The organism is Enterobacter sp. Acro-832, assembly GCF_011752745.1.
GTDB lineage: Bacteria > Pseudomonadota > Gammaproteobacteria > Enterobacterales > Enterobacteriaceae > Enterobacter > Enterobacter quasiroggenkampii.
The window spans coordinates 957094-970587 of record NZ_VWWX01000001.1 but is presented as its reverse complement, the minus strand read 5'-3'; the positions used below and the strand labels follow the sequence as shown (position 1 = coordinate 970587).

Genomic DNA, 13494 nt, shown 5'->3' with positions numbered 1-13494 from the left:
CTCCATTTTTTTAACAAGACCAGGCAAAGGCTCTGCTTTTTAGAAAGCGGGTGAAGTGCGTTTTATAATGCCAGCAATTTCACTCCGGGAAAGGGTAATCAATTAAATTTCATGGTGTTAGCTTAAGTCTTTTTACAGGCTTGACGATAAACGCAACGTTGAAAAGAAATATTTATATTAATGAAAAGTACAACTGCATTTTCGCTCTTATTTCTGAGTATGAGTCAGTTAACGGGGTGTATGTTTTCACCAGGCCAGGACTTAACTGTGTCCGGGAAGAACGTTATTTCGTCGGAAGAGGCAAATTATCAGCTCGAAAAGCGCGTGGAAATTTTTCACCTGACGCCGGAATTGATTGAAAAACTGCGTCCGCCCGTGTCGAAATCTCAGGCAAATCCTAATCTGGATGCGCAGATCAAACGCTGGGAATACCGTATTGGTACGGGTGACATCCTGACGGTCACCGTCTGGGATCACCCTGAATTAACGACGCCGGCAGGACAATATCGTAGCGCGAGCGATGCCGGCAACTGGGTTAACGCCGACGGCACGCTCTTTTATCCCTATGTCGGTAAACTGCGGGTAGCAGGAAAAACGGTTTCACAGGTACGCGACGAGATTACGGCTCGATTGGATAACGTTATTGAGAGCCCGCAGGTGGACGTCAGCGTTGCCGCCTTCCGTTCACAAAAAGCCTACGTCACCGGTGAGGTGGAAAAATCAGGGCAACAACCGATAACCAATATTCCGCTGACGGTGATGGACGCGGTTAACGCTGCGGGTGGGCTCTCGGCAGATGCCGACTGGCGTAACGTCGTGCTCACACATAATGGACAGGACGCGCACCTTTCCCTCTATGCCCTGATGCAGCATGGCGATTTGACCCAAAATAAGCTGCTTTATCCTGGCGATATCCTGTTTGTGCCCCGGAACGACGCGCTGAAGGTGTTCGTGATGGGGGAAGTGATTAAACAGAGCACGCTTAAGATGGATCGTAGCGGCATGACGCTGGCCGAGGCCCTGGGGAATGCCGGGGGGCTTAACCAAAATATGGCCGATGCAACCGGCATTTTTGTTATTCGGCAGGTATCGAAAAAAGGCGACACCAACAAAATCGCCAATATCTATCAGCTGAATGCGGAAGATGCGTCAGCCATGGTGCTGGGTACGGAATTTCAGCTTGAGCCGTATGACATTGTCTACGTCACCACGGCACCGCTATCACGCTGGAATCGCGTGATCTCCCAGCTGGTACCCACCATCAGCGGCGTACATGACCTGACCGAAACCGTTCGTAACATCAGAGCGTGGCCGCAGTAATGTTCCCTTCAATCTTAGTGGTCTGCACCGGCAATATGTGCCGCTCACCGATTGGTGAGCGGCCATTTTCGGGCAATCAGGAAAAGCCCGTCAGGAATGGGCCTGCCGTTTAAGTTAACAAGGAATGAAGCCGTAATGTCGTCTTCTCAATCAGACAAATATCGTGCTGCGACGCCGCAGAATAACGAAATGGATCTTATTCAGCTGCTTGCTGAGATGTTCGATCATCGGGTAACGATCGCGTGTGTGACACTTCTGTTTACGGTGTGTGCGGGGATCTACGCATTCAGCGCCACGCCAGTTTATCAGGCTGATGCCCTGGTGCAGGTCGAAGCGAAGCAGGGCAACGCGCTGCTCAAGAACCTGACGTCGTTCAGGCCCGATCTTTCACCCGATGTCGCCCCAGAACTTTTACTCCTCAAGTCACGGATGGTCCTCGGCGAGACCGTTGATCAATTAGGGTTGACCTACGAGGTTAGCCAGCGCATGTTCCCCGTTATCGGGGCGCTCTGGCAGCACGTGCAGGGCCGCAAACCGGCGGAAATCACGATTGGCTCGCTGAATATTCCCCTTGTGGAAGGTGAGCCGCAAACGCTTTTACTCACCGTTCAGGAGCAGGGGCGATATCGTCTTGAGGGGAAAACGCTTGAAGCAGAGGGCGTTGTCGGGAAAGCGCTGGTTAAAGAGGGCGTATCGCTTCTGGTGTCATCCCTCAGTGCGGTACCGGGAACGCAATTTACCCTCAACACCGTGACCAGGCTTGACGCGATCAACGCCCTTCAGAGCAGACTTACGATTGCCGAGTCGGCGAAACAGAGCGATATGATCGCCTTAACGCTAACGGGCGACGATCCCGACAAGACCGCCACGATACTTAATTCGATTGCTGAACATTTTCTCAGCCAGAACATTGCGCGCCAGGAGGCTAAAGATTCCCGCAGCCTCGCATTCTTACAGGATCAGTTACCTAAAATCAGTCTCGAACTGAATGAAGCCGAGGCACGACTGAATGCTTACCGAGAGCAGCGCGATTCGGTCGATTTATCTCTTGAGGCAAAATCGGTGCTTGATCAGGTGGTTAACGTGGAAAATCAGCTTAACGAGCTTATATTTCGCGAAGCAGAAGTCTCTCAGCTGTTCAAAAAAGATCATCCGACCTACCGTGCTTTACGGGAGAAGAAACAAACCCTTGAACGGGAGCGCGCACGCCTGAATAGCCGCGTGTCATCCATGCCTTCCACGCAGCAGGAAATATTACGTTTGAGTCGTGACGTTGAATCCGGGCGTACCGTATACATGCAGTTGCTGACGCGTCAGCAAGAACTGAGCATCTCGCGCTCCAGCGCGATCGGGAACGTGCGGATCATTGACCCGGCCATGACGCAGCCTGCTCCGGTTGAACCGCGCAAAGCACTCATTATCGTGTTTGGTATGCTGATGGGGTTGATACTTTCTGCCGGAACGGTTTTAGTGCGTTCAGCCTTTAAGCGGGGCATTACGTCGTCAGAACAACTGGATGAGCTCGGAATGCCGCTGCTGGTGACGCTTCCGCGCTCGGCATGGTTATGGAAAAAAACGCACCTGCGCAGGAGAAACCTGTTTACTTCTCACTGGAAGCACAAGATAGCCAACGTGCCTTTTCTGCCCATCGATCGTCCGGCTGATTCGTTTGTCGAGGCGATACGCGGGCTGCGCACCAGTTTGCACTTTACCATGATGGATGCCACAAACCGGATTGTCGTGGTGTCTGGCCCCACGCAGGACTGCGGAAAGACGCTGGTCAGTTCTTCGCTGGCGTCGATTCTGGCGCAGGCCGGACAGCGGGTGCTGTTTATTGATGCGGATATGCGCAAGGGTTATGTCCACAACGTGTTCAGGCTGAATAATCAGTGGGGGTTGTCCAGCGTGCTCGACGGAACGGTCGAGTGGCAGGAGGCGGTTCAACGCTTCGAAAAAGGCGGTTTTGATGTACTGACCTGCGGACCTCAACCTGCCCATCCCGTCGATCTGCTCATGAGTGAATCCCTTCAGGGGATAATGTCGCAGATTGAAAAGCGATATGACATGGTGATTATCGACACTCCGCCTGTGCTTGCCGTCACGGATGCTTTGCTGATAGCCAGAGCAGCCGCCACCACGCTGCTGGTCGCCCGCTTTGGTAAAACCAGCGTTAAAGAGATTGAGACCAGCCTTAAGCGTATGGAACGGATGGGCGTGCAGGTAAGTGGCACGATCCTCAATGATATAGTGAAATCTGCCGCGCTCTATTACAACTCGGGGTACAGCTATTACGACTACGGTTATAGCCAGGAGTAACCCTGGCGCGACACTTCTTTACAGCGCGGCGGCGCGCGGCCCGTTAAGATGACCTCCATTAAAACATGAGGTCACAATGGATAACCGCAAAATCAATCGACTACGCCGCTGGGCGCGGGAAGGGATAATACTCGTTCTGCTGACGCTGGCCGTGGTGTGGGGTGTGGATCAATACCGAAAACCGACACTCCCCGCCAGTTTTAGTGCCACGCCGATGACGAGTATTGACGGCAACGTTCACGATATTGCGGCGCTCAGCCAGGATCGTCCGCTGCTGATCTACGTCTGGGCGACCTGGTGCAGCATTTGCCGCTACACGACGCCTGCGGTTAATCAACTGGCAGAAGAGGGCGGGAACGTGGTGAGTATCGCCATGCGTTCCGGTGACAACGCAAAGCTTAAGCGCTGGGTTGATAAGAAACAGCTGAAAATGCCGGTCATTAACGATGCAAACGGTGCTTTGTCGCAGCAGTGGCAGGTGAGCGTCACGCCAACGCTGGTGGTTGTGTCGAAGGGAAACGTGGTCAGTACCACAACGGGCTGGACGAGCTACTGGGGATTAAAATTAAGGATGTGGTGGGCAGGCGTATAAAAATAACCCCTCTCCCGGCGGAAGAGGGGTTTTGTATTACTTAGCCAGAACTTCCTGCGCGGTACGCTCAACCAGAGACAGCAGGATTTTAATATCTTCCAGCGTCACGGTTGGGTTCAGCAGCGTCAGCTTCAGGCAGGTCACGCCGTTATGCTCGGTCACACCGACGTTTGCACGGCCGGATTCCAGCAGTGCGTCACCAATTTTCTGGTTCAGCAGGGCGATGCCCGCGTCATCCGTCTGCACTTGTCCGCGGAAGCGGAACAGCACGCTTGCCAGCTGCGGCTGCATAACCAGTTCCAGCGCAGGCTGCGATTTCACGTAGGCCGCAACCTGCTGTGCCAGGGTCACGCCGTGATCGATGATCGCCGCGTATTGCTCCTGACCCAGCGCTTCCAGGCTCATCCACAGCTTCAGCGCGTCGAAACGACGGGTGGTCTGCAGAGATTTGGAGACCAGGTTAGGCACGCCTGCTTCTTCGTCGAACTCAGAGTTCAGGTAAGCCGCCTGGTAGCGCATCAGCTCATAGTGGCGCGCTTCTTTCAGCAGGAACGCGCCGCAGCTGATGGTCTGGAAGAACTGCTTGTGGAAGTCCAGGGTTACGGAATCCACCAGCTCAATGCCGTCCAGGTAGTGACGATACTGCTCAGACATCAGCAGCGCGCCGCCCCAGGCTGCATCAACGTGTACCCAGATGTTCTGCTTCGCCGCCAGCTCTGCAATCGCACGCAGCGGGTCGATAGCACCGGCATCGGTGGTACCTGCCGTCGCGACGATCGCCAGAATCTGCTCGCCGTTCGCATTGCACTGCTCAATTTTCGCCGCCAGATCGGTCAGATCCATGCGGGAGAATTCGTCCGTTTTCACCTGCACCACGGACTGGTAGCCCAGGCCCATCAGCGCCATGTTTTTCTGCACGGAGAAGTGCGCGTTTTCGGAGCACAGTACGCGGATCTTACGCAGATCGCCCACCAGGCCGTCCTGCTGAACGGAGTGACCCTGACGCGCAAAGAACGCATCGCGCGCCAGCATCAGGCCCATCAGGTTGCTCTGGGTTCCGCCGCTGGTGAAGACACCGGCGTCGCCAGCCTGATAACCCACGCGGGTACGCAGCCACTCGATCAGTTTGATCTCAATGATGGTTGCGGACGGGCTTTGATCCCAGGAGTCCATACTCTGGTTAGTGGCGTTGATCAGCACTTCCGCCGCCTGGCTTACGACCAGGCTTGGGCAGTGCAGGTGCGCCACACACTGCGGGTGATGAACGGACAGGCTGTCTTTCAGGAAGAACTCGACGGCACGTTCAATCGCCGCTTCGTTGCCCAGCCCTTTCGGGTTGAAATCCAGCTTAATACGGTCGCGCAGTTCCGCGACCGTTTTGCCCTGGTACATCTCAGGCTGTTTCAGCCACTGCATCACAGCCTGAGTGCTTTGTTCAATCGCCTGCTGGTAAGCTTCAATGCTCTGCGCAGAGGAGAACAAAATTGGGTTTGAATCAGACATCGTAATCAACAACTCCGGTTACGCCGGGCGAACGCCCGCAGCAAGCAGTGCCTGCTCGAATTTATCCAGGAAGATCTTCAGCTCTTCATCGCTGATCAGCAGTGAAGGCAGCAGACGCAGAACGATACCGTTACGACCACCGCGCTCCAGAATCAGACCGGCTTCGAAGCACTTCTTCTGAATCAGTGCAGACAGCTCGCCGTCGCCCGGGAAGCAGCCCATGTGGTCAGCGGCTTCGTGTGGCTTAACGATCTCAATACCGATCATCATGCCCAGACCGCGCACGTGGCCGATGACCGGATAACGTTTCGCCATCTCTTTCAGCTGGCCTTTCAGCCATTCGCCCTGTGCAGCCACTTTGCCTGCGATGTTCTGATCTTTCAGGATTTTCAGCGTCGTCAGACCGGTGGCCATCGCCAGCTGGTTGCCGCGGAAGGTACCGGTATGGTGACCTGGCGCCCACGCATCGAACTGTTTTTTGATACCGAGCACGGCCAGCGGCAGACCGCCACCCACTGCTTTAGACATCACGATGATGTCTGGCTCAATGCCTGCGTGTTCGAAGGCGAAGAATTTACCGGTACGGGCAAAGCCAGCCTGAACTTCGTCGAGGATCAGCAGAATGCCGTGTTCCTGAGTGACTTTACGGATGCGCTGCAGCCACTCAGCCGGAGCCGGGTTCACGCCGCCTTCGCCCTGAACCGCTTCCAGGATCACCGCAGCAGGCTTACGCACGCCACTTTCAACGTCGTTGATCAGGTTATCGAAGTAGTACGTCAGCGCTTTCACGCCCGCTTCACCACCGATACCCAGCGGGCAGCGGTATTCGTGCGGGTAAGGCATGAACTGGACTTCTGGCATCATACCGTCAACCGCTTCTTTCGGAGACAGGTTGCCGGTCACGGACAGTGCGCCGTGGGTCATGCCGTGGTAACCACCAGAGAAGCTGATGATACCGCTACGGCCGGTCACTTTTTTCGCCAGCTTCAGCGCCGCTTCAACGGCGTCAGCACCGGATGGACCGGTGAACTGCAGGCAGTACTCTTTGCCCTGACCAGGCAGCAGAGAGAGCAGGTATTCGGAAAACGCGTCTTTCAGAGGCGTCGTCAGATCCAGAGTATGTAACGGCAAGCCGCTGGTAATGACATTTTGGATGCTTTTCAGCACATCAGGATGGTTATGGCCAAGCGCAAGGGTCCCTGCGCCTGCTAAACAGTCAAGGTATTCTTTATTATCTGCATCGGTGATCCACACGCCTTCTGCTTTAGTGATGGCTAAAGGCAGTTTGCGCGGATAACTCCTGACGTTAGATTCAAACTCGGCCTGACGGGCCAGATAGGTTTCGTTGCTTTTGTGGGCATCTACGGTGTCAATACGGACTTTATCCGTCATCATATCACTCCTACAACCGCCGCTTCGTTATGAGCCACGATTGAATAAAAAGTTAAAAAACAGATGGGGGCCTGAAAAAAACGCCGCCAATATAGAGCCTTTTGCCACGGGGCTCAATGGTTAATTTGTTTACTGTTTTGTGACACGGGGCTGTAACGAGGAAATATCCCCATTTTTAAAATGAAAATTGCATTTTATGCCAAATAAAAACAGCGCGTTACGGGCCGTTTACCTGGTGTGTAAAGTCACAGAAAAGAGTGTGACAAATCGTGCCATCGAACGGCATAAAAGGAGGGTGACGCTTCCTGTTTCTGCGTCCTGGGCAAAAAACGGCGGTTACGTTGCATGCGCAACGGAATCACGCGGTAAAAAAGGACTTTCTACGCGCGTGGTTTCCTGATGTTCTTCACCGTTAATAATATGCAGGGCGCTCAGGCGACCAATTTCATAGTGCGGCAGTTGAACCGTCGAGAGAGGCGGCAGGAACAACTCCCCAATGCCCACCATATTGTCATAGCCGATAACGGCGACATCTTCCGGTATGCGAAGCCCTTGCCCCAGTAGCGTCTGATAGACCATAAACGCGATACGATCGTTGCCGCAGATCACCGCGTCGAACCGGGGAGTGCCATTCTGCATGTGCGCCAGCAATACTGACGGAATGTCGCGATAGTGCTCATCGCCGAGTGCCATATAGCTGTGCGCCAGGCCGTCCGGATCGAGCCCCGCTTCACGGCATGCACGTTCCAGCCCCTGACGACGCCGGGTTGTGGCCAGATGCCCCTCAGGCAAATGCAGGCAGAGAGGGCGTCGATAACCCTCCGCGAGTAACGCCCGCACGGCGGTATATTGCCCCTGTTCATCATCGGGAATATAGCTGGCGACCTTTTCGCCGTCACTTTCGCAGTTGGCCAGCACGCAGGGAAGGGTGAGTAATTTGGCCGGGAGAGGAACCTGACGTAACCCCATGGTGGTGTAGATAATTCCGTCAGGCCGATGAGAAAGGAGAAGGTCGACAATGGCGTCCGGGTTGTCATCGGTAAACATATTCATCACGAAGCTGTTCCAGCCGTGCATTCTGGCCGTCTCTTCAATCGACAGCGTGATCTCCACCGAGAAAGGCGTCGTCACCGTATCGAGCGCCAGTACGCCTATGGTTTTAGGCGAGGCATGCGCGCCGCGAATTTTCTTGGCGGAAAGATCGGGCACGTAGCTGGTTTGCTCGATAGCCAGCTGAACGCGCGCCAGCGTTTCCGGCTTAAGGCGCTCCGGGCTGTTCAGCGCACGGGAGACCGTCATCAGCGATACGTTAGCCAGCTTTGCGACGTCCTTCAGGGAAGCCATTTTCTTACTCCGTTAATGCTCTGTGTGAAAGGGTATACAACTAAGTCGCTGATGTAAAAGGAAGGCTGATGCACAGGCCAGGTCAGGCTTACCTCAGTGATGAATATTTGATCGCGATCTCACTCTCTTAATGTTAACGTTAACTTTCGTGATTAACATCTTAAATTTTTACCAAACAGCATGAGAAAGGATAAATGTTAACGTTACCATTGCGTCATTACTCCAACATGAGAATGTCATGATGAAAACGCATCACTCTCACAGCTACCCTTTATTAAGTGCACTACTCTTTTTCTTTTTTGTCACATGGTCATCTTCCGGTTCGTTGCTCTCTATCTGGCTCCATCAGGAGGTGGGGTTAAAGGCAGGGGATACGGGCGTCATCTATGCCGTGCTGTCCGTCTCCGCGCTGTGCGCGCAAATCTGCTACGGCTTCATTCAGGACAAGCTCGGCCTGCGAAAAAACCTGCTCTGGTTTCTGACCAGTCTGCTCATTCTTTCCGGTCCGGCCTTCCTGCTGTTTGGTTATCTGCTGCAAATTAACGTGTTACTCGGCAGTATTTTCGGCGGGGTTTATATCGGGCTGACGTTTAACGGCGGAATAGGGGTCCTGGAGTCCTATACCGAGCGCGTGGCCCGCCAGAGCCAGTTTGAGTTTGGCAAGGCGAGGATGTGGGGATCGCTGGGCTGGGCAGTGGCAACCTTTTTTGCAGGACTCCTGTTCAACATTAATCCGAAGCTGAACTTCGCGGTGGCGAGCTGCGCCGGGCTGGTGTTTTTTGTGTTGCTGGCACGCCTCCGGGTCTCTTCCGCGCCGCATGCCATGCAGGAGGCGGTATCCGGCGGTAAGGTCACGCTGGAGGATGCATTGCGCCTGCTGACGCTGCCGCGCTTCTGGGCGCTGGTATTTTTTGTTATCGGCACCTGTATTTATGGCGTCTACGACCAGCAGTTCCCGGTCTATTTCTCCTCACAGTTCCCGACGCTGCAGGAAGGAAACGCCATGTATGGCTATCTCAACTCCTTCCAGGTCTTCCTGGAGGCGGCGGGCATGTTTTGCGCCCCGTGGCTGGTGAATCGCCTCGGGGCGAAAAACGGCCTGATTTTCGCCGGAATGGTGATGGCGATGCGTATGGTGGCATCGGGTCTGGTTGAGGGGCCGGTATTTATCTCCATTACCAAGCTATTGCACGCGGTTGAGCTGCCCGTTTTGCTGGTCTCCATCTTTAAATACAACAGCCTGCATTTTGATAAGCGACTCTCTTCCACCCTCTATCTGGTGGGCTTTGCCTGTACAAGCTCGGTGATTGCCTCGGTGCTGTCGCCGCTGGCAGGTTACAGCTATGAGAAATACGGCTTTGCCCAGTCCTATCTCATCATGGGGTTACTGGTCTTCAGCACCACGTTTATCTCCATCTTCCTGTTGCGCTCGGGTAAGTCCTCTTCTGACCCGCTCATGCCGCAACCTTCCACCATCTGATCAAAGAGTAGAGAAATGACGTATTCCATTACGAAAGCAGAACAGGAACTGCAGTCCAGACGCGAAGGGCTCAACCTGCGCTGGTATCCCCGTTATCACCTCGCTGCGCGTGCTGGCTGGATGAACGACCCGAATGGCCTGGTCTGGTTTGACGGCTGGTATCACGCCTTTTATCAGCACCATCCGTATTCGACCCAATGGGGTCCGATGCACTGGGGCCATGCGCGCAGCAAAGATTTAGTTCACTGGGAGCACCTCCCGGTTGCGCTGGCACCGGAAGGACCAGACGACAAGGACGGCTGTTTTTCTGGCTCAGCCGTGGTGGATGGCGACACGCTGGCGCTGATCTACACCGGCCACAAATTCCACGGCGATCCCGGCGATGAGGCTAATCTCTACCAGGTTCAGTGCCTGGCAACCAGCCGTGACGGCATCCACTTTGTGCGGCATGGGACCGTCATTGACACACCGCCTGGACTGCATCACTTCCGCGATCCGAAAGTATGGCGTGAAGGGGAGTGGTGGTACATGGTCGTTGGCGCGCGGGAGGGTGATACGGGCCAGGTGCGTGCGTACCGATCTGCCGATCTGCGCGAATGGCAGGACAGGGGCGTGCTCGCGGTGGCTGAAAAAGAGATGGGTTATATGTGGGAATGCCCGGACTTCTTCACTCTCGGTGGGAAACGCGTGCTGATGTTTTCGCCTCAGGGACTCACCGCAGACGGATTTAAACATCGCAACCTTTTCCAGAGCGGCTATCTGGTAGGTGAATGGCAGCCTGGTAAGCCCTTTGTGCGTGAAGGTGAATTTGTGGAGATGGATTACGGGCATGATTTCTATGCGCCGCAAAGTTTCCTGACGCCGGATGGCCGACGCATCGTCATCGGCTGGCTGGACATGTGGGAATCTCCGCTGCCGGAACAGGAGGATGGCTGGGCGGGTATGCTTTCTTTACCGCGCGAGCTGACGCTGAGTGCAAATAACCATCTGCAAATGCGGCCGGCCAGAGAAGTTGAAACCCTGCGCGGGGCGTGGTTCCCCTGGCCGATAAGTACGCTTAATAACCAGCAGATGACGCTGGTGGAACACTGCGATGCGATGGAGGTCATTGTGCATTGGGATTGCACGAACAGCAGCGCGGAGCAATACGGCATTCGTCTCGGCGACGGACTGCGCCTCTATGTTGATGCCCAGATGCAGCGCCTGGTGCTGGAGCGACACTATCCACAGTATGGCTTGTGCGGTACCCGAAGCATCGCGCTTAACCTGAACGACGCGCTCAGCCTACGCCTGTTCTTTGACTGCTCTTCCGTGGAGGTGTTTGTTAACGAGGGGGAAGCGTGCCTCAGCAGCCGTATCTATCCGGATACCGGCTGCCGCGAGCTGGCGTTATTTGCCTGGGCGGGGGGAGCGTCGCTTATTCATGGTGGGGCGTGGCAGTTAGAGTAAATGTGTATTTAGTCACGAGCTAAAATAAAGCCCCATACAAATGGGGCTATGTAAATTTTATGAGGTGGGAGCGTAATGCTAAGATCACATTTTTGATAATTGTGCGTTTACAACTCTCTCTTTTTCGACAACCAGCTGCATTATATAGCTACCCTTGTGCCATGCCCCCTTATTTGGCTTCCAGCCTTTCGAAAGCAGATATTCAGCAGCTTCAGAGATTGGCTTATTCATAACGCGATCCGCTTCACCTGAGAACTTTTTTAAATCACCGCTTGCTTTGGCCGGCTTGCTGTCACAACGACCCGCAGCATCCATCACCTGAGTGCAGCCTTCAGGAAGGTGCCTGTGCGCTGACTGTGCAAGTTGAGCAGCATTCTCCAAAGCCTGTTTTTCAGCAGCAGCGTTAATGGCTGTAGTGCGGTTTTGCTCTGCAATATAACAAGCATCTTTACTCACTCCTTTGTTTTGACAATCAGCCATCCGTTGAGCGGGTGAGGAACACGCAGCAAGAGATAATATAGCCGCTACCATCATTAACTTTTTCATTATTGCCTCAGTAATTACAATTATAAATATACGTGCCTAACATCAAGCCGATCCATATCCCTAATAAAATAAAAGTGAGATACAAAACAGCGGAGATAAAAATGTACTTTGTCATTTTCTTTGCGAGCAGCAATGTATTGAGTTATAGCCAGCTGATTAAAACGCATGGGCGAGTTTTTTAGCTTACTGGCATTTTATTTTAATACTCTAGCATCACCATCCGTAAGATGCGGACGCCGCAACAATTTCATCACCGTTAGATGTACCTGATGTAGAGAGGGTAGCGGCTACATTCTCAGCGAACTTATGACGGTAGCCGATCGCATAACCTTGCGCATCTTTGAAGTTGGCAGCTCCGACAGCAACCGCGTTATCTGTATCAACGTAATGCAAACCAGCAAGAGAAGCAGCGCCAGCGATACCAGCACGATATTCCTTGCGATCCTCATTCTGCTGATTCTCCAGAGAAGAGAACTTAACGTTATTTTGACTCTCTAACACAGTAATACGTGATTCATGATTCGCTAATTGTGCGCTGTGATTCTGAATCGTCGCTTCCTGCGTTTGCTGGCGTGACTGAACGTTAGCAACAGCAGCTTTATTCGCTGCGGCTACCGTTTGTGCATCTACAGCTAAAGATTGCGCATAAGCGCCCGTATTAAATGCCTGAGTCGCTTTGTCATAGGCATCCTGAAGTGCTTGATCTTGTCTATCCTGATCGGCGTTGAAAATGCTTTTATCTACCTTACTTGCCAGCGCTTGTGTATTAGCATCTGCTTTGTTGTTCGCATTAATGGCGGTGATTTCGGCATGATCAGCAGCGGCTTTAGCGCCAGTAGCATCAGTAAGCGCTGTATCAGCTTTTGCACCAGCAAGCACAGCATCAGATTCAGCTTTATCTACTCTCGTGTTTGTATCAATGATTGCTTGTCCGTTAGTCATAACGCCTTGTAAAGCTGCGTCAGCTTTATCAGTTGCGCTTTTAATTGCATCATCACGCAATAAATTTTCATCTCGCATGTTGATAATATCAGTGCGATTTGTACCAATATCAACACGATTTGCCTCTTCACGATCTGCATTTTGTTGATTGATTTGGGTTTGAGTCCAGCCCAAAGAATCTACAACATCATCAGTGCTGATCGTTGCCGCGAATGTTGCACCAGAAAACACAATACCAAATACAAAAACAGCGGTAGCTGATGTATTTAAACATTTCATATTAAAGCTCTCATCATCAATACAAGAAAAAATTAGGGCGCTATCCTGGCGGGAAGATACAACGTCTTGTTATATCTGTATTAATTCACGATTAACGTAGAAAATTTTAGTTTGATAACTTATTTCGTAACGTGCAGCAACTATCTATGAATGTGTAATTATGATTATTGATCTAAATCATAAATCGCATTAATAGCTAATTTAGTTCGTTGTAATAGAAAAGATATTACCTTTTAAATATCAATGATATAAGTTTTTAGTTGGTTTGATTTTATGATGTGTATGAAATAAAAACTCATTAATATTTTTTAAGTTTCTTGGCGAGGAAAGA

At 52.7% G+C, this 13494-nt stretch carries 10 protein-coding genes; 5 read left to right on the top strand and 5 right to left on the bottom strand.

Annotated elements, in window-relative coordinates:
* Window positions 1–180 precede the first annotated feature (180 nt).
* The 3 genes from F3J31_RS04480 to F3J31_RS04465 all read left to right on the top strand — a co-directional run bounded on the left by F3J31_RS04480 (window position 181) and on the right by F3J31_RS04465 (window position 4228).
* Window positions 181–1320 carry a polysaccharide export protein gene (locus F3J31_RS04480; protein ID WP_167211574.1) on the top strand — a complete coding sequence of 380 codons (1140 nt, stop codon included), beginning with the start codon at window positions 181–183 and terminating at the stop codon, window positions 1318–1320.
* A 135-nt stretch (window positions 1321–1455) separates the two neighbouring features.
* On the top strand, window positions 1456–3636 hold the full coding sequence (locus F3J31_RS04470) for a polysaccharide biosynthesis tyrosine autokinase (RefSeq protein ID WP_167211572.1): 2181 nt from the start codon (window positions 1456–1458) through the stop codon (window positions 3634–3636).
* Between the two features lie 76 nt (window positions 3637–3712).
* Entirely contained in the window at window positions 3713–4228 is a 516-nt protein-coding gene (locus F3J31_RS04465) for a protein disulfide oxidoreductase (protein ID WP_167211569.1), read from the top strand.
* Between the two features lie 36 nt (window positions 4229–4264).
* Here the strand turns inward: F3J31_RS04465 and F3J31_RS04460 are convergent, their stop codons facing one another.
* The 3 genes from F3J31_RS04460 to F3J31_RS04450 form a co-directional block, all read right to left on the bottom strand.
* Window positions 4265–5731, bottom strand: coding sequence for an aspartate aminotransferase family protein (locus tag F3J31_RS04460; protein ID WP_063622081.1), 1467 nt, complete (start codon window positions 5729–5731; stop codon window positions 4265–4267).
* Window positions 5732–5749: 18 nt separating this feature from the next.
* Window positions 5750–7126, bottom strand: coding sequence for a diaminobutyrate--2-oxoglutarate transaminase (locus F3J31_RS04455; RefSeq protein WP_014884533.1), 1377 nt, complete (start codon window positions 7124–7126; stop codon window positions 5750–5752).
* A 333-nt stretch (window positions 7127–7459) separates the two neighbouring features.
* The gene (locus tag F3J31_RS04450) at window positions 7460–8467 is read right to left on the bottom strand and encodes a LacI family DNA-binding transcriptional regulator (protein WP_167211565.1); all 1008 of its coding nucleotides are present in this window, start codon (window positions 8465–8467) and stop codon (window positions 7460–7462) included.
* Window positions 8468–8705: 238 nt separating this feature from the next.
* Between F3J31_RS04450 and F3J31_RS04445 the strand changes: the two genes are divergently transcribed.
* Both F3J31_RS04445 and F3J31_RS04440 read left to right on the top strand, forming a co-directional pair.
* Window positions 8706–9947: an MFS transporter gene (locus F3J31_RS04445; RefSeq protein WP_167211562.1), complete on the top strand. Its 1242-nt coding sequence runs from the start codon at window positions 8706–8708 to the stop codon at window positions 9945–9947.
* Between the two features lie 15 nt (window positions 9948–9962).
* Window positions 9963–11396, top strand: coding sequence for a glycoside hydrolase family 32 protein (locus F3J31_RS04440; RefSeq protein ID WP_167211559.1), 1434 nt, complete (start codon window positions 9963–9965; stop codon window positions 11394–11396).
* Window positions 11397–11480: 84 nt separating this feature from the next.
* On the opposite strand, the gene F3J31_RS04435 is transcribed toward F3J31_RS04440, so the two are convergent.
* Both F3J31_RS04435 and F3J31_RS04430 read right to left on the bottom strand, forming a co-directional pair.
* Entirely contained in the window at window positions 11481–11942 is a 462-nt protein-coding gene (locus F3J31_RS04435) for a hypothetical protein (RefSeq protein ID WP_167210426.1), read from the bottom strand.
* A 213-nt stretch (window positions 11943–12155) separates the two neighbouring features.
* Window positions 12156–13163, bottom strand: a complete 1008-nt coding sequence (locus F3J31_RS04430; protein WP_167211556.1) for a YadA C-terminal domain-containing protein — start codon at window positions 13161–13163, stop codon at window positions 12156–12158.
* Window positions 13164–13494 lie beyond the last annotated feature (331 nt).